We start from the raw sequence: 17,137 nt of genomic DNA, 5'->3' as shown, positions 1-17,137 counted from the left end.
AGGAGGAATCGTGATCCACGAGGTGGACGACGCCCTGCGCGCCCTCGTACGCAACGACGCCCTGCGCGGCACCCAGGTCAGCGTCATGTTCGACGCACCCACCCGCGAGTGGGCGGCCAAGGTCAACGCGCCCACCGTCAATCTGTACCTCTACGACATCCGGGAGGACATGCGCCGCCGCTCCCGCGGCCTGTCCAACGAGTACGACGAGCGCGGCACCGTCATCGCCCGGCACCGCCCGCCCCGCTACTTCAAGCTGTCCTACCTGATCACCGCCTGGACGCGGCGTCCCGAGGACGAACACCGCCTGCTGTCGTCCCTGTTGCTGTGCCTGCTCGGCAGCGACGCCATGCCCACCGAGCACATGACCGGCTCACTGGCCGGGCTGCCGCTGTCGGTGCCGATGACCATCGCGCTGCCGCCCCCCGAGGACCGGGCGTTCGCGGACGTGTGGAGCGCGCTCGGCGGGGAGCTGAAACCCTCCCTCGACCTCGTGATCAGCCTTCCGCTCGTCGGCACCGGAGTCGCTCCGGCGGCGCCGCCGGTCACCGAGGAGGGCGGCCTGCGCCTCGGGTTGGAGGACACCCGGCGCACCGGCCAGGGCCCCGCCGCGGCGCGGGAGGCCGACGCGACGGACGACCCGGCGGCCCGTCGCCCCCGGCCGGCCCGCTACCGGCGCGTCCGCGAATGACCACGCGCTGCGGTCCGCCCCGGGGGCCAGCACCCCCGGGGCGACCCGGCACGGGCTCGGCAGTGCCGCGCCGGCCGCCGCACGGATCCGGCGCGGGCTCGGCAGTGCCGCGCCGGCCGCCGCACGGATCCGGCGCGGGCTCGGCCGGACCTGCCCCGGCGGCGGCCCGTCCCGGCTGACCCCGGCCCGGCTGGCCTCGGGCGGGCTGGCCTCGGGCCGGCTGACGCCAGGCCGGCTGACCCCGGGCCGGTCGGCGCCTGCCGAGCGCCGCACGCGCGGCCGCCGTACCAGGCCCGGCACGCCACCGCGCCCCCTGGCGGGAGCCGGGGGACCACGCGGCGGCCACGCCACACACGACCGGACCGGGCCCGACCGGACCGGGCCCGACCGGACTGGACCGGCCCGGACCGCATTCGGTCGGACCGGACCCGACCCACGGCGCGGTACCCCACCCGGCACACAGCACCTGGCACATAGCACCCGGCACAGAGCACCGGGCACAGAGCACCGGGCACACAGCACACAGCACACACCGAGCGGAGCGAGGAGCACGCCATCTCCGAGAACCCCAGCCTTCGCCACCTGCTGGACCGGGTGGTCCTCGTCGAGGAACGCGTCCGCCGCGCCGTCGCCGCCCGCAGACAGACCGACCCCAACCCCGACGACGCCTTCCGCGGCCTCTACCTCACCGACGACGCGGTCGACCGCCTCCTGAGCACCCCGCCCCGGCCCGCCGCCCCCGACCGCACGGACACCGACCGGCACGCCGAGGCCGAGACCCGGGCCGACACCGCCGACCCGCCCACCAGCCTGCGCCGCCTCACCGCCGGCCTGGGCCTGACCGACCTCGACGTCGAGATCCTGCTCATCGCCCTGCTGCCCGATCTGGACGCCCGGTTCGAGGCGTTCTACGGCTATCTCAACGACGACGTCACCCGCCGCCGCCCCTCCATCGGCCTGGCTCTGGCGCTGTGCGGACTGTCCCCGGCGGACGCCTCCGCCCGCGCCCGCCTCGGCGCCACCGCGCCCCTGCTCTCCGGCGGCCTGCTGATCGTCGAGGACCCGGACCGCCCGTTCCTCGGGCGCGCCCTGCGCGTACCGGACCGGATCACCGCGCATCTGCTCGGCGACGACACCCCCGACCCCCGGGTCGTCGACCTGCTGACCCCGGCCCCGCCCGTGCCCGGCGTGGGCGACGCCGCCCCGCTGGCCCGCGCCCTCGCGGCCGAGGTCCCGCTGGCCTACCTGCGCGAGGACCAGGGCGGCGCGGGCCCGGCCCTCGCCGCGACCGCGCTCGCCCTGGCCGGACGCCCCGCCCTCGCCCTGGACCTGGCCCGCCTCGCCCGCGACCCCGCCCCCGTGGACGCCGTGCGCGTCGCCGTACGCGAGGCCCGGCTGACCGGCGCCGGTCTGGTCTGCGCCCCGGTCGACGCGCTGGACCGCGAACGCGAACGTGAACGGGCCGTACTGTTACGGCAGTTGACGGACACCCCGGTTCCCGTCGTCCTCGTGGGCCGCATACCGTGGGACGCCGCCTGGTCCACCCGTCCCCCGTTGCTGCTGCGCGCCCCGCGCGTCGAGCCGACGGCACGAGCCGCTCTGTGGCAGACCGCGTACGGCACCGCGGTGCCCGCCGCCCTCGACATCCCGAACCTCCTCGCGCCCTTCCTCCTCACCCCCGAACAGATCACCCGGGCGGCCCGAAGCGCGGCCCAGAACGCGCTTCTGGACGACGACGAACTGCGCCCCGACCACGTACGCCGCGGGGCGCGGGCGCAGAACTCCGCCGGGCTCGACGTCCTAGCCCGCCGCATCGAACCCGCCGTAGCCTGGGACGACCTGGTTTTGCCTCCCGACACCCTCTCCCAACTCCGCGAACTCACCGCCCGCGCCCGCCACCGCGACCGCGTGCTCGGCGAATGGGGGATGCGGCCGGGCGGCGCCCGCGGCCGGGGGGTCGTCGCCTTGTTCGCCGGCGACTCCGGCACGGGCAAGACCATGTCGGCGGAGGTCATCGCCGCGGACCTGGGCCTGGACCTCTACACAGTCGACCTCTCCACGGTCATCGACAAATACGTCGGCGAGACGGAGAAGAACCTCGAGCGCATCTTCTCCGAAGCGGCCGGGGTGAACGGCGTCCTCCTCTTCGACGAGGCCGACGCGATCTTCGGCAAACGCTCCGAGGTCAAGGACGCCCACGACCGGTACGCCAACGTCGAGAGCGCCTACCTCCTCCAGCGCATGGAGTCCTTCGACGGCCTCGCCGTCCTCGCCACCAACCTCCGCGCCAACCTCGACGACGCCTTCACCCGCCGCCTCGACCTGGTCGTCGACTTCCCCGTCCCCGACCCCACCCAACGCCTCGCCCTCTGGCACCGCTGCCTGGCCCCCCTCCTGCCCGACACCGACGATCTCGACCTCCCCTTCTGCGCCGACTCCTTCGAACTGGCCGGCGGCAACATCCGCTCCATAGCCGTCACTGCCGCCTACCTCACCGCCGAGGCCGGCTCCCCCCTGACCATGCGCCAGCTGATCCACGCGGTCCAACGCGAATACCAAAAACTCGGCCGCCTGACCCTGGCCAGCGAATTCGGCCAGTACGTCGACCTGCTGGTCCTGTGACCGAACGAAGCTGCGTCGAGGCCGATGTCCTCGATGGAGCGGCAGAGGAGCGTCGGGTGCCCTAGCATTTGCTGGGTTCCGCGGGTCTTCCGTGACAAGTGTCGACTTTGATCTCATCCGGTGGCGTTACTCCTGAGGGAAGTGGAATGCATGTCAGTTCAGCGTCTTGTATTTGTCGGTGAGGTTCCGAGTGAAGCCTTCGCGCGGTATGCCGCCGAACATGGCTGGGAGTTGCGGGACCCCGAAGAGGAATCGGATTCCGACTTCGACGAGGATTTTCTACGGAATCTGTGGCGCACGGGAGAGGGTGATGTGTGCCATGTCGACGACCTGATCCTGGGATGTCAGTACGTGGAACTGGAGAACGGCCTGGCCACGGCGGTCGCTGATGACATCAGGCGGGGGTTCGCTTGTTGTTCTCGCGCTGAAGCGGTTGCGGCCGTCGACCTGGGCCGCGGAGAAGAGGAAGTGCGCAGAGCCTTTCGCCTGCTTGCCGCCGTGGCCGTTGGTGACTTCGACGGCGACGTGTTCGAGGTTTCATCGGCCGGGATGCGTTCACCGCGGTCGGACATTAGGGAGTCGGCACTCATTGTGCCGCAGCGAACGAATTGGACTCAATTTCTTCCGGATGTCGTCACCTTGCATGAAAGCGACGAGAGTGCTGACGTCCGACAGATTGCCGGCGGAATCAGGATGGCGCTGGAGATCATGGCGCGACTGTCCGGAGAATGAGTCGTTGCCCTAAATTTTGTGCAACGTCACCTGGACCGAGCTCAATTTGGTGATCGCGTCCCGAAGCTTGGTGTTCCAGTCGTTGATCTTGTTGACCACCTTGAGTTGATCGGCCAGCGGGAGTTTGGCCAACTCTGTCTGAATCGTGGGGTCCTGGACGTCCAAGGGGCGAACTGCGATTCCCCACTCCTTCAATCGCCTCATGCCCTCCATGCCCACGCCCGGCCCGGTCGTCACCGTCTGGCCTTTCGCGCCGGTCCCCTCGATCGCGTTGCCGGTGGTGGGGTCGACCGTCTCGCCGTGATACAGCCCGATCGACTGAACCTCTATCTGAAGATCCCACTGCTTCTGGTTCTTGGCAAAGCTGCGAAGCTCACCGATCTGGTTGGCGCAGCGCCCGCAGGGGCTTCGCGTCGTCTTCAGGACCAAGACGGCCGTGGGTTGGGTCTGTCCCGCCTCCAACTCGCTTGCGTGCGCGCCTACATAGCCGTCCCAGTTCGCTCGGAGGTCGTTGCAGATCACCTCTTCGGCGTGCAAGGAGTCTCCACTGGCCGACTTGTCGAACGCGGTGACGCGAGTCGGCGTGTGGAGAGTGCCGATCGCGTGAGTCGCCCCGTACCCCGCTTTTTGGTTGGATATGGGAAGGGTGATCTTTCCGCTGATCCACACATCTTGAGGAACGCTGAATGTCGCCTCTGGGTACCTGGTGCCGTTGACTATGTCTCTGACCAATGGATCCGACGGGTCCACGCGCACCGTGCGGACGAGCGTGACGGGACTCGCCGCCATCGATATTTCGAACTGGCCGGGGTGGGACGCTGATGGCTTGAGTTGCAGCATGTCGAGGCCCTGCTCGCCACGCTTGGCCATGATCGACTGGAGAATGGGTCGCACTCGGTCCACCGAAATGCCGTCAGGGATCTTGGCATTGACGTCGGAGGCCACCAATTCTCGAATCCGTGGATCCTTTTTCGGCTCACCCGGGCCCTTCGTCCTGCTGGTGTCGCTCTTTTTCGGATCCTTGCTCTTGAACTTCGACCAGAGCTTTTTCGCCGCCTTCGCTATGAAGTCCACGATCTTGTCGATCGCCTTGCTGACCGGCTTCGCGACTGCGTGGAAGACCTCTTTGACCTTGTTGGCCAGGTTGCCGACGCCCAACAGGGCGGCCAGGAAGCCGATGAGGACGGGGATGGAGGCGACCAGGGCGCCTTCGATGAGGGCGGGGACGCCGGCCTGGCCGCCGCCGGCGATGGCGATGACCGCGTCCAGCACCGAGTTGACGAACTGCATGATCTGCGCGCCCTGGGTCACCACGAACGTGACGATGTCGATGATGCCCTTGACCGCGCGGATGAAGGCCGACGCCGGGTTGAGGAGGGAGACGATCCAGGTGATGCCGGCGACTATGACCGTGGGGATCAGATAGGCCGTCAGCTTCCCGATGATCGTCGACTTCAGGTCGCCTACCGACTCCTTGATGTGGTCCACCGCCCCCGCCGGACCCTCCTTCTGGAGGGCCTGCGCGACCGGGACGGACTGTTCGGCCGCGGTGACCGCCTGGTCCGGGACGCCCTTGCGGGTGATGCGGGCACGGATGTTGGCCCAGGTCAGCCCCAGCATGCCGCCGATCAGCTGGATGATGCCCTTGAGGTCGAACTTGGCGGGCAGCGCCAGCCCCGCGCTGACCGCGGTGCCCAGCAGCCAGGAGATCAGGCCCTTCTTGAGGTGCTCGGTGATGTTGCTGATGAACTGGTGCAGACCGGCCGCGACGGCGGTGACCAGGTTGCGCAGGAACCCGATCGGGTCCTTGATGATGTTCATGACTGCCGTGGCGGCCTTCGCCAGAATGCCCAGCAGCATGTTCTTCAGTTCGATGATGGTCTGGATGACCCCGACGACCGCGTCCTTGGCCTTGGCGATGAGGCCCTTGTTCTCGTCCTGGAGCTTTTTGATCTCGTCGTCGACCGCGTTCAGGGCCTGGGTGTACTTCTGCGCGAGATCCTGGACGAGCTGATCCGATTTCGCGTTGACGTCGGCTTCCAGCCCGTCGAACTTCTCCGTGAAGTCCTTGGCGGCGTCCTGGCCGAACTTCTTCAGATCGGCGGGCAATCGGTCGACTTCGGCCTTGAGTTCGGCACGGCCCTTCGCGATACGGTCCTTCGCCTTGCCGAGCTCCGTGCCGATGACGTCGGCGATGGAGGAGACGACCTGCTGCATCTGCGCGACGTACAGCTTGCGTGACTCCTGGAAGAGCTGGTTGGCCTCCTCCGGCATGCCCGCGAACTTGTCCTTGACCCACTTCAGCTTGCCGGTCCAGCCGGAGTACCGCTTGTCCTTGTACGCGTCCATCCGGCGTTTGTGATCCGCCGTGAACGCGTCCCGCGCGGCCTTCTCGCCCGCGGTGAACTTGTCGTCGACCAGCTTGTCCAGGCCCGACAGCGTGTTTTCCACATCGGTCTTGGTGGTGTCGAAGACCTTCTGCAGCCGGGCGGTGACCTCCGCGCGCTTGCGTTCGTCGGCGGACTTGGTCGCGCCCTTGCCGCCGTCGACCTGCTTGCCGGTGGCGCTCCGGGTGGCGGCCAGACCGGTCATGGCCTGCGCGCCGGTGGCCGCCGCGCCCTGCTTGGCGGCGGCGAGCTGCTTGGCCTCCGCGCCGCGCGCCGCGCCGGGGGCGGCCGCCGAGTGCTGCTCGCCCTCCTTCTTCGCGGCCAGCGCATCGGTGAACTGGGGCTCGTTGCCCTTGGCGAGCTGGTCCTCCGTCACCTCGGCGTCGGCCATCTGCTGGTCGACCTGCGCCGGGCCGCCGGAGAAGTCGGTCACCGCGTCCGGCTGGGTGGCCGGGACCGCGCCCGCCGGGTTCGGGGCACCGGGCGTGGGCGGGGGAGCGTCGGGGGTGAGCGGGGTGACCGGCTTGTCCTGGGCCTTGGACAGGTCCGGGCCCGCCTTCGTGGCGGTGTCGATCTCCTTGGCGGAAGCCGCCTTGCCTTCGCTGACCTGTCCGCTGACCTGGCCCTTGACCGCCTCCGCCTTGCCGGACCCGGAGAAGTTGTCGGCCTCGTCGAGGTTCTTCGGCGCCTGCGCGGCGATCGCCTGGTTGACGGCGGCGATGAACCCGGCCTTGTCGAACACGCCGGGCTTGGCCGCGTTCATCTTCTCGGCCTGCGCGGCCTTGCCCTGCGCCTGCTTGTCGTCCGGCGGGGCGACGGCGGCGTTCTGCGCGGCCTTCGACTCCGCCGCCGCGGGAGCGTGCCGGGCGGCAGCGGTCTTCTTGACCTGCACCTCGGACTTCAGGTTCTGGAAGGCGGGCGACGCGGACGGCGGCGGCTTCACCGGCGGCGCCGGGGCGTCCGCGACCGGCGCACCCGCGCTCTGGCGCTGCACGACCAGCCGGGCCACCGCCGCGTTCCCCGCCCCCGCCTGCAACAGACGCAACTGCTGCGGGGTGAGGCCCGCCGGCGGGGCGCTCTCCGGTCCCGAGGCCATGGCGGGGGAGGCCGGTTCCTCGACCGTGGCCCGGGCCTGGGCAGGGGCAGGCGCCGCCGGACGTGCCGGGGCCGCGCTGGTCCTCGCGCTGGTCTTTTTGTCCGGCGCCGCGTTCATGGCCGCAAGTGTTCGGGTTCGTGGCAACTCGTACACGAGAAGGGTGGGTACGGGCGGGGGAAGGGCGGCCTGCCTGATCGGGCAGCGGGCTGTGCACCGTGCGGCGGACGACGACACGTTCCAGGTGATCGCGGGCCGGAGTCAGACTCAGCTTCGACCGCAGGTCAAGGAGGAGTGGATATGCCGTCGTATCTGTCCCCGGGCGTCTATGTCGAAGAAGTGGAGGCCGGGGCACGACCGATCGAGGGAGTGGGGACCTCGGTCGCCGCGTTTCTCGGCTTCGCCCCGCAAGGGCCCCTGAACGAGCCGACGCTCGTCACCAACTGGAGCCAGTACGTGGGTGCCTTCGGCGACTTCGTCGAGGGGTCTTATCTGGCGTCGGCCGTGTACGGGTACTTCGCCAACGGGGGCGGGAACTGCTACGTCGTCCGCATCGGAGACAGCGGGAACGGCGTCGCGGGCGAACTGTCGAGCGGGTCCGCCGGCGGGACCGCGGGCGGCGCGTCCGCAGCCGAGGCGGTGCTCGGCGGCTTCCGGGTCCGGGCCCTGCCGGGCGTCACCGGCGAGATCACCGTCGAGGTCGCCGGCGCGGAGGGCGAGGCGCCCCCGAGCGAGGCGTTCAAGCTGGTGATCAAGGTGGACGGCGAGGAGAAGGAGAGCTACCCCTCGGTCTCCACCCGCCGCGGCAAGGACAACGTCGTCACCAAGGTCAAAGAGAAGTCGCAGATCATCGCGCTGGAGGAGGTCAGCCGGGCCGCCGCGTCGACGAAGCCCGATACCGGTACGGTCGTGCTCGCGGCCAAGTCCGGCTCGGCGCCCGCTCCGACCGGGTCCTCCGCGGTGGAGGTGTCGGCCGACAGCTACATCGGCGACGCGGACCAGCGGACCGGCTTCGGCGGGCTGGAGGCCATCGACGAGATCACGATGGTGTCCGTGCCCGACCTGATGAGCGCCCACCAGCGCGGCATCGTCGACGACGAGACCGTCATCGCGGTGCAGCAGGCGCTCATCGCGCACTGCGAGTTGATGGGCGACCGGGTCGCCATCCTGGACGCGCCCCCCGGACTGTCGCCGCAGCAGATCAAGAACTGGCGGATGGATACGGCCGGCTTCGATTCGAAGTTCGCGACGCTCTACTACCCGTGGATCAAGGTTTTCGACCCGTCGGTCGGCCGTAACTCCTATGTCCCGCCGAGCGGGCACATCGCCGGGGTATGGGCGCGCAACGACGAGTCGCGCGGTGTGCACAAGGCGCCGGCGAACGAGGTCCTGCGGGGCGCGGTCGGCCTCCAGACGCAGATCACCAAGGGCGAGCACGACCTGTTGAACCCGATCGGCGTCAACTGCGTCCGCTCCTTCCCGGGCCGCGGGATCCGGGTCTGGGGCGCCCGCACCCTCTCCTCCGACCCGGCCTGGCGTTACCTGAACGTACGTCGACTCTTCAACTACATCGAGGAGTCGATCCTGACGGGCACGCAATGGGTCGTCTTCGAACCGAACGACGACGCCCTGTGGGCGCGGATCCGACGCACCATCTCGGCGTTCCTCGTCAACGAGTGGCGCAAGGGCGCACTGTTCGGGCTGACCCCGGACGAGGCCTTCTACGTCAAGTGCGACCGGGAGACCAACCCCGCCGAGAGCATCGACGCCGGCCAGGTCATCTGCGAGGTCGGGGTCGCTCCGGTCAAGCCCGCGGAATTCGTGGTGTTCCGGCTGGCCCAGCTGTCGGGCGGCACGGGATCGGTCGACGAGTAGCAGCACGGCAGGCGGGTGACGGCCCGACGGCAGTGGGCCGCCCGCGGATCGGTCCCGGGGCGGGGGAAGACCCGCCGCTCCACACACGAGACGACCCATGGAGGCTGGGATGGCACTCCCGGAACTCGACAGCTCGGTCGGCCACTCCTTCGGGCTGGAATTCGACGGCGTGGTGATCAAACAGATCACCGAGGTCAGCGGCTTGAAGATGGAACAGGACGTCATCGAGCTCAAGCAGAACACCACCGACGGAAAGTACGCCATCAAGAAGCTGCCGGGCCGCCCCAAGGCCGGCGAGGTCACCGTCACCCGCGGTCTGACCGAGGACAACAGCTTCGAGGCGTGGATCAAGTCGTCCCGGTTCGGGAAGATGGGCGACGCCCGCAAGAACGGCGCGATCATCGTCTACGACTACGAGGGCATGGCGATCAAGCGCTACCAGCTGATCAACTGCTGGCCGAAGTCGCTGGAGATCGGCACCCTCAAGGCCGGCGACACCTCGGTCCTCACCGAGAAGCTCTCGATCACGTACGAGAGCATGGACGTTGAGTGATGCGTAAGACGATGCCCTCTCAGGCGCGGCAGGCGACACAGCCGCTCCCGGGCGTACCGGGGCAGGATCACACCGGGGGACCGGGCGAGAGTGCGAACGGTGCGGGGCGTGACACGCTCCGCACCGAGTTCGCCTTCGAACTGCCCCGGGGGTACGTGGACGAATCCGGCACCGTGCACCGGCACGGCGTCATGCGGCTGGCCACCGCGCGGGACGAGCTCATCCCGCTGCGGGACGACCGGGTGCGGGAGAACTCCGCCTACCTCTCGGTGGTCCTGGTCGCCCGGGTGATCACCCGGATCGGCACCATCGAGGACGTCCACGCGGGCATCGTGGAAGACCTGTTCGCCTCGGACCTCGCCTTCCTCCAGGACTTCTACCGGCGGATCAACGCGGAAGGCCACACCCGCGCCGCCGTCACCTGCCCCTCCTGCCAGGAACACTTCGCCGTGGACCTCGCCGGGGGCCGCCTGGGGGAATCGTGACGTACGCGGTCGAGCGCCTTTACGAGGAGATCGCGTACCTGGCCTATCACTTCCACTGGCCGCTCGAAGAGCTGCTCGATCTGGAACACCCCGAACGGCAGCGGTACGTCGAGCAGATCGCCCGTTTCAACGGGCGGTGAGAGGACACCGAGATGGGACTGCTGTCCTGGCTGACGAGGAGCGGCGATCGCTCGCGGGGCGCCACGGAGCCCGGAACGCGAGCGGGCGCCGACGCCGGGACGACGCCACCCGGGGCGGACGCGGCGACGGACGCCCGGGTCCTGGACGGGTGGCGGTCCGCGCCACCCGTGCAACGGACCCTGAGCGCGCCCATGGGGCTGCTCACCGACCCCCGCGGGTTCGGTCAGCGGCTGGGCACCTGGCAGGACCCGACCGTCACCGGACCGCTCGGCCATCTCGTCAGCGCACAGGCGCCGTCCGGCGTCGGCCACGGGCTGGCGGAACTGACCGTGCCGGTGCAGCGGACGAGCCTCTGGCCGCAGGCGCAGCCGTCGTCGGGCGTGGCGCGAGGCGCGCAGGATCCCGACTTCGCGCAAGGCTGGGCGGGCGAGGCCGACGTGGCGTCACCACCCGTCGCTGCAGGGGCCGGGGACCGGCCCGGCGACCCTCACGGCACGGCCGGCCCGGTGGGCCCGGTCGTCTCCCGGTCGGTGTCCCCGACCGGCGGCACGACGCACCACCCGAACCCTGCGCCGACCCCGACGCCGACCCCGACCGCGCCCACGACCCTGGACCCGGACTGGGGTGCGGACCGCGGCTCGTCGGCGTCCGACGCCGTACGGCTGGCCGAACCGGCGCCGCTTCCCCAGACGCCACTTCAGCGGACGACCGTTCCCTTGACCCGCCCAGCGGCACGGGATTCGGCACCGCACGCTCCGCTGACCGTCATGCGCATGCGTTCGCTCCCGGCAGCCCCCGCGGGCTCCGCACCCACCCGCCCCCTGAACATCGCCGAGTCACCGGCCACACCGGCGTGGGAACTCGCGGCGGTCGCCCCGCCGCCCGTGCCGGACACGGACCCGGACCCGGGCCCGCTGGCCCCGGCCGCCCCGGACGAGCCCGTCGCCGACCTGCTCGCCGCGCCCGACACACACGCGGGACACGGCGCGGAGACCGACGTCGTCCAGCGAACCGAAGTGCCGCTCACCGCCCCGCCGACGGTGTCCCGGGACACGGGCTCGCTCCCGCTCGCCGCACCGCGCACCGGCATAGCCGCCGACCAGGCGCCGCAGGCCGCCCCCACCGCTCCGCTCATCGGCGCCGTGGACGGCGGAGGGCCTGCCGTGCAGCCCGTTGTGCAGCGTGATGTCACGTCCCCGCCGCGGCCACGTCATCGGGGTCTCGGCGAGCCGCTCGCCGCGCTGCCGCCCACCGCCCTGCCGCTGCCGGGCCCGGCGAAGCCGCCGATCGAATCCATGGCGTCCCCTTCCGTCCCCTCCGACGTGCACGTCTCCCGAAGCGTGGACGCCCCTGGGACACCGGCGGCCGCTGAAGACCCGGGCGTCCCGCACACTCCGGAGCCGCCGACGGTGCTGGACCTCGTCACCGGCCCGGCCGAGCCCGGAGTGCCGGCGTCCGAAAGCGAGGGCACCGCGCCGCTGCTCGGCGACACGCCGCCGTTGACCACGGACCCGGTGGACCTCGGCACCGGGCTCTCGCCGGAGACGGCGACCGGGTCCGGCGCGGAGACGGTGCACCTCGGTCCGGTACCCGGTCTGGGCACCGGTCCAGGCCCGAGTTCGCATAGCGGCCCCGGAAGTTCGGGCTTCGACACAGCTCCAGGCCCAGGGTCAGGCCCGGGCCCGGACGCGTCCTCCGGAACCGCCTCCGCCTCCGCCTCCGTATCCGTCTCCGGACCCGCCGCCGGTTCCGGTGGCGCCGCGGCTCCGGGACCGGTCGCGGTACAGCGACTTGAGGTATCCGGCGGATCTCCGCACGCAACCCCGTCGACCGATGCCACGCCCCTGCCCGCGGAGGGCGACCGGGCGCCGCTGCTCGGGGACGCCGAACCGCTCACCGTGAGCGACACGGTGGTGCCCGAGGCGCCGGGCCCGGGCGACATGGTGACGGCCTCGTCGCCCATGCCGATGCGACGGCTGGACGCCGTGGACGAGGCCACGCTTCCCGAGGCGGGGTTCGGCGCCGACGCGCCGGCCCGGGGCGCGGGCCCCGTGTTCCCGCTGGTGGCGCAGCGGTCGCTGCCGCTCTTCTCGGTGCCGGAATCGGCCCGGTCCGCCGAGCCGCCGGTCGCCGCCGAGCCGCCGGCCGCGGTCCCCGTGCGCTGGGAGCGGGTCGGGGGCGGCACCTCCGGCTCAAGGACGGGCGGCTCCGGAGGCCGTGCCCGGTCCGCCGACGCCGGAGCCGACGGCTTCGGCGACCCGGGCGACCCCGGTGACTACGGCGGCCCTCCCGGTGGGCCCACCGCCAGCGGCGGCGGCAGCGCGTACCCCGGCGCGGCCTCCGGCGACATCGGTGGCGTCGTGCAGCGGTCGGCCGTCGGCACCGGTGTGGCGGCCCTGGCCGAGAGCGCCCCGCCTGCCCGGTCCTACGGCATGCCCGACCGCCCCGGTTTTCCCGGCAGCTCACCGGCCGGTGCATTCTTTCCCGACGGCATCGGTCAGCCCTCCACCCGGGCGCTTCACGATCCCGGCGGCCTCGGCCCCGCGGTTCCGCTGCAGCGGCTCGCGACGGAGCGCGGCGGCGTCGACGCGCCGCCCGTGCCCCACTCGGCCCCGACGACGCCCTTGCTCCCGCCCGCTAGGGGACAGGCGCCGTCGGTCTCCGCGCCGTCGGTCTCCGCATCGTCCGGCGACAGCGCGGGGGCCGCGGCGGTCGCCGCCGGGGTCGCCCGGTGGGCGTCGGACGGCTCCGTGGAGTTCATCGCCCCCGCCGTGCAACGTGCCGCGGACGGCGTGCCGGTCACCGAGCCGCCGCCGGCCGACCCGCCGATGCCGCCCGAACCGGCCGATCCACCGGCGTCGTCGGCCGCCGCCGACAGCTCCTCGGCCTCGGCCGCCGCTCCGGGGAAGTCGGGCGCGTCCGGCGCCCCCAAGGTCACGGACGAACTCGTCCGCGCCCTGCTCGCCCCCCTCAGCAGGCTGCTCAGGGCGGAGTTGCGCATCGAACGTGAACGCGCCGGGAGCCTGCTCAACACCCGGCACTGACAGAGCCACCGGCAAGCACGCGGTACCGACAGAACAGAAAGGCAGGGCATCGGATGTCCACGACCCAGGACCCGGCGGTCACCGTCTGCTTCGTCGTCACGATCGACGGGATCGAGCTGGGGTCGTTCAACACCTGTGAGGGGCTCGGCTGCGAGGTGGTGCTCGAAGCCCGCGAGGAGGGCGGCAACAACGGCCACGTCTGGCAGTTGCCCACACGGCTGAAGTACCCCAACGTCAAGCTGTCCCGGCCGCTGACGAAGGACACCCAGAAGGTGGCCAAGTGGTTCGCCAGCATGACCACCGGGTTCGCCCGCAAGACCGCGCACATCGAGGCCCGTACCGGCGACGACATCATGGTCGCCCGCTGGGGGCTGCTGGAGGTGGTGCCGGTGCGCTGGACCGGGCCGTCGTTCAATCCGGAGTCGCCCAAGGTCGCCATGGAGACCATCGAGATCGCGCACCACGGATTCACGATGGAGCCCGGGGCATGAGCGGGCCCGTGGCGTTCAGCGCGGCCGGCGGCGCGAAGTCCGCGGCGGCCGGGGGCGGCGACGCGCGGCCCAAGCTGGAGCACGCCTACCTCGAACTGCGCACCCCGCCCTCGGGCGGCAGCCTCACGCCCGGCGGACCCTGCGGCCGGATCGACTTCCAGTTCAATCCCAAAGAGCTCAGCCTGGGCAAGTCGGCGTCCTGGAAACGCACTCCCGCCAAGGGCGCCAAGAGCGCGGGCCCGCCGGAGTACCAGGGGCCGCAGCCCAGCAAGCTCACCGTCGAGATGTTCTTCGACGCGAGCGACACCCAGGACACCCGCGTCGTCAAGGCGGTCGAGAGCCTGTTCGCCTGCTGTGTGCCGACGAACGAGACCCGGCAGGCGCAGCGGTCGTCGCCGCCCTGGGTGGTCTTCCACTGGGGCGGCATCACCGGCTTCCCCGGCTATGTCAGCCAGGTCCAGGTCAAGTACACGCTGTTCACCACGTCCGGGGTGCCGATCCGCGCGGTGTGCCAGGTGACGATGGAGGAGATCAGCGGAGAGACGGCCGGCCAGAACCCCACCTCGGGGGCGCTCACCGCGCGCCGGGTCCACCGCATCCGCGCCGGCGACACGCTGCAGGGCCTCGCCTGGGCCGAGTACGGCGACGCGGCGGCCTGGCGGGCCATCGCCGAGGCCAACGGCATCGACGATCCGATGCGGCTCGCCGAGGGGCGCGAACTGCTGCTTCCCGGGGCCGACGAACTGGACACGGCGTCGGGCGGGGCGGCGGAGCTCGCCGTGCACGGGTCCGCGGCGGCCGGCGGCCGGAAGGACTTCTGATGGCCCATGACACCGTCTCCAAGATCCTGGTCGTGGAGATCGGCGGGACGAAACTCCCCGCCGACCTCATCAACACCCTGGTGGACGGCTACGTCGACGACAGCCGCACCCTGCCCGACACGTTCGTGCTGCGGTTCCGCGACCCCAGCCGGGTGCTGCTCGACAAGGCCGGCATCAAGATCGGCTCCGAGGCGCGGCTGCTGGTCGCGTCCGGCGCGGGCGGCTCGCCGAAACCGCTGCTCAAGGGCGAGGTGACCGCCCTGGAGCTGGACTTCGACGAGACCGGGACGTACACCGTGGTCCGCGGCATGGACAAGGCGCACCGGCTGTTCCGGGGCCGTCGGGTCGCCGCCTTCCAGAACATGACGGTCGGGGACATCTGCCGCCGCGTCGCCCAGCGCGCCGGGCTCGGGACGGGGACGATCGACGTCTCCGGACCGGTCCTCGAACATGTCGCCCAGGCGAACGTCTCCGACTGGGAGTTCGTCCGCGACCTGGCCGAGGACGCCGGGGCGCAGGTCTATGTGATCGACGGCGCCCTGCATGTCACCAAGGCCACCGAGGCGTCCGGCGCGCCCGGCTCCTCGGCCCGCGCCGACCGCGACCCGCTGGTGCTGGAACTCGGCAAGAACCTGGTGCGCTGCCGCGCCGGGGTGACCGCCGCCGACCAGGTCTCCCAGGTCCAGGTGCGCGGCTGGGACACCAAGACCAAGCGCGCCCTGGTCGCCACCGCGGAGGCCGGCAAGGCGGACACTGTCCAGCTGGGCATCAGCCCGGCGGACGCGGCGCGCCCCTTCGGGAAGGCCGACTACCTCGTCACCGACAACACCTATGGCGCGCAGGCCCGCGTCGAGCAGGTCGCCAAGGCGCTGGCGCAGCGGATCGCCGGGTCGTTCGCCGAGATGGAGGCGGTCATCCAGGGCAATCCCGATGTCCGGGCCGGCGGCGCGGTCGCGCTGTCCGGGGTCGGCGCCCCGTTCGAGGGCCGGTACACCGTCACCGCCTCCCGGCATTTCTTCGACGCCCAGCGCGGCTACGAGACCTGGGTGACCGTCTCGGGCCAGCAGGAACGCTCCCTGTCGGCGCTGGCCGGCGGCGGGGCGGGGCGGGGCGGCCGGATCCCGGAGATGGAGGGCGTCGTCATCGGTCTGGTCTGCGACACCAAGGACCCGGACAAACTCAGCCGCGTCAAGGTCAAGTTCCCGTGGCTGTCCGATGAGTACGTCAGCGACTGGGCCCGGTGCGCCCAGACCTCCGGCGGCGGCGGCAAGGACGGCAAGGGAACCTCCGCATTCGTCCCGGAGGTGGGCGACGAGGTCCTCGTCGGATTCGAACAGGGTCGGCTAGACCGCCCCTACGTGCTCGGCTGCCTCTTCAACGGGCAGGACAAACCGTCCACGGCGAGCGGCGAGCTGATCGACGGCACCAGCGGCGCCGTCAACCGGCGGACGTTCTCCTCCCGCAGCGGCAACCAGGTCGAACTGCTCGACAACGCCTCCGGCCCGCAGGGCGTACGGATGGTCACCGGCGACGGCAAGCTCACCATCGACCTCGACCGCAAGGGCACCAAGATCATCGTGCACAGCGACGGCACGGTGGAGATCGACGCCAAGGACAAGGTCACCGTCAAGGCGGGCAACGGCGCCCTGATGGACGCGGGCAACGGCACCCTCGAACTGACCGGCAAGTCGGTGAAGGTGACCGCGCAGACCGGCGTCCAGGTGGACGGCGGCAGCGGCCAGGTCGGGCTCAAGACCAGCGGGGGAGTGGAGGTGAAGGGCAGCCAGGTCGCCGTCAACGGCACCTCGCGCACCGAGATCAAGGGCGGGGCGACCTGCACGATCAACGCGGGTCTGGTCCGGATCAACTGACGACGACGAAGAAGAACTGCAAGCCGCCGAAAGAAGGAGCCACCGCCATGCCACCCGCCGCCCGCGTCGGCGACCCCACCGGCCACCCGGGGACGGTCGGCCCGCCCGGCGCGCCCACCGTCCTCATCGGGGGCATGCCCGCCGCCACCGTCGGCACCAGCCACGCCTGCGCCTTCCCGCCGCCCGCCGTGCACCCGCCGTCCGTGATCATTCCGCCGGGGTGCCCCACGGTCCTCATCAACGGCAAGCCCGCCGCCCGGATCGGTGACACCGCCGCCTGCGGGGCGCCGATCATCGCGGGCTGCCCGACCGTCCTGATCGGCGGGTGAGC

13 protein-coding genes are annotated in these 17,137 nt (G+C 71.2%); 12 read left to right on the top strand and 1 reads right to left on the bottom strand.

All coding sequences use genetic code 11. The features are described 5' to 3' along the window. Nucleotides 1–10: 10 nt before the first annotated feature. The 3 genes from ACWCPF_RS21700 to ACWCPF_RS21690 all read left to right on the top strand — a co-directional run bounded on the left by ACWCPF_RS21700 (nucleotide 11) and on the right by ACWCPF_RS21690 (nucleotide 4,045). Entirely contained in the window at nucleotides 11–691 is a 681-nt protein-coding gene (locus tag ACWCPF_RS21700) for a DUF4255 domain-containing protein (protein ID WP_451046695.1), read from the top strand. 555 nt (nucleotides 692–1,246) lie between these two features. Next, a complete protein-coding gene (locus ACWCPF_RS21695; protein WP_451046722.1) occupies nucleotides 1,247–3,313 on the top strand; it encodes an ATP-binding protein in 2,067 nt (688 codons plus the stop codon). Between the two features lie 150 nt (nucleotides 3,314–3,463). Next, nucleotides 3,464–4,045 carry a hypothetical protein gene (locus ACWCPF_RS21690; protein ID WP_451046694.1) on the top strand — a complete coding sequence of 194 codons (582 nt, stop codon included), beginning with the start codon at nucleotides 3,464–3,466 and terminating at the stop codon, nucleotides 4,043–4,045. 9 nt (nucleotides 4,046–4,054) lie between these two features. Here ACWCPF_RS21690 and ACWCPF_RS21685 read toward each other — a convergent pair whose 3' ends face one another. Beyond that, nucleotides 4,055–7,645 carry a hypothetical protein gene (locus ACWCPF_RS21685; RefSeq protein WP_451046693.1) on the bottom strand — a complete coding sequence of 1,197 codons (3,591 nt, stop codon included), beginning with the start codon at nucleotides 7,643–7,645 and terminating at the stop codon, nucleotides 4,055–4,057. A 180-nt stretch (nucleotides 7,646–7,825) separates the two neighbouring features. On the opposite strand from ACWCPF_RS21685, the gene ACWCPF_RS21680 reads away from it, so the two are divergent. The 9 genes from ACWCPF_RS21680 to ACWCPF_RS21640 all read left to right on the top strand — a co-directional run bounded on the left by ACWCPF_RS21680 (nucleotide 7,826) and on the right by ACWCPF_RS21640 (nucleotide 17,135). Beyond that, complete coding sequence (locus tag ACWCPF_RS21680) at nucleotides 7,826–9,400, top strand: phage tail sheath family protein (RefSeq protein WP_451046692.1); 1,575 nt, start codon at nucleotides 7,826–7,828, stop codon at nucleotides 9,398–9,400. 109 nt (nucleotides 9,401–9,509) lie between these two features. Beyond that, a complete protein-coding gene (locus tag ACWCPF_RS21675) occupies nucleotides 9,510–9,953 on the top strand; it encodes a phage tail protein (protein WP_351917954.1) in 444 nt (147 codons plus the stop codon). Continuing rightward, the gene (locus tag ACWCPF_RS21670) at nucleotides 9,953–10,438 is read left to right on the top strand and encodes a hypothetical protein (protein WP_451046691.1); all 486 of its coding nucleotides are present in this window, start codon (nucleotides 9,953–9,955) and stop codon (nucleotides 10,436–10,438) included. The genes ACWCPF_RS21675 and ACWCPF_RS21670 overlap by 1 nt, the downstream gene beginning before the upstream one ends. Continuing rightward, nucleotides 10,435–10,578, top strand: coding sequence for a DUF6760 family protein (locus tag ACWCPF_RS21665; protein ID WP_351917958.1), 144 nt, complete (start codon nucleotides 10,435–10,437; stop codon nucleotides 10,576–10,578). Before ACWCPF_RS21670 ends, ACWCPF_RS21665 begins: the two co-directional genes overlap by 4 nt. 12 nt (nucleotides 10,579–10,590) lie before the next feature. Then, on the top strand, nucleotides 10,591–13,623 hold the full coding sequence (locus ACWCPF_RS21660) for a hypothetical protein (RefSeq protein WP_451046690.1): 3,033 nt from the start codon (nucleotides 10,591–10,593) through the stop codon (nucleotides 13,621–13,623). 53 nt (nucleotides 13,624–13,676) lie between these two features. Next, nucleotides 13,677–14,114, top strand: a complete 438-nt coding sequence (locus ACWCPF_RS21655) for a phage tail protein (RefSeq protein ID WP_451046689.1) — start codon at nucleotides 13,677–13,679, stop codon at nucleotides 14,112–14,114. Further along, on the top strand, nucleotides 14,111–14,935 hold the full coding sequence (locus ACWCPF_RS21650) for a CIS tube protein (RefSeq protein ID WP_451046688.1): 825 nt from the start codon (nucleotides 14,111–14,113) through the stop codon (nucleotides 14,933–14,935). Before ACWCPF_RS21655 ends, ACWCPF_RS21650 begins: the two co-directional genes overlap by 4 nt. After that, nucleotides 14,935–16,806, top strand: coding sequence for a VgrG-related protein (locus ACWCPF_RS21645; protein ID WP_451046687.1), 1,872 nt, complete (start codon nucleotides 14,935–14,937; stop codon nucleotides 16,804–16,806). Before ACWCPF_RS21650 ends, ACWCPF_RS21645 begins: the two co-directional genes overlap by 1 nt. Nucleotides 16,807–16,853: 47 nt before the next feature. Continuing rightward, nucleotides 16,854–17,135, top strand: a complete 282-nt coding sequence (locus tag ACWCPF_RS21640; RefSeq protein ID WP_451046686.1) for a PAAR domain-containing protein — start codon at nucleotides 16,854–16,856, stop codon at nucleotides 17,133–17,135. The last annotated feature ends 2 nt before the right edge of the window (nucleotides 17,136–17,137 follow it).

The organism is Streptomyces sp. NPDC001858, assembly GCF_053594615.1.
Note: the sequence above shows the minus strand (reverse complement) of the source record. Positions and strands in the feature narration are given on the sequence as shown.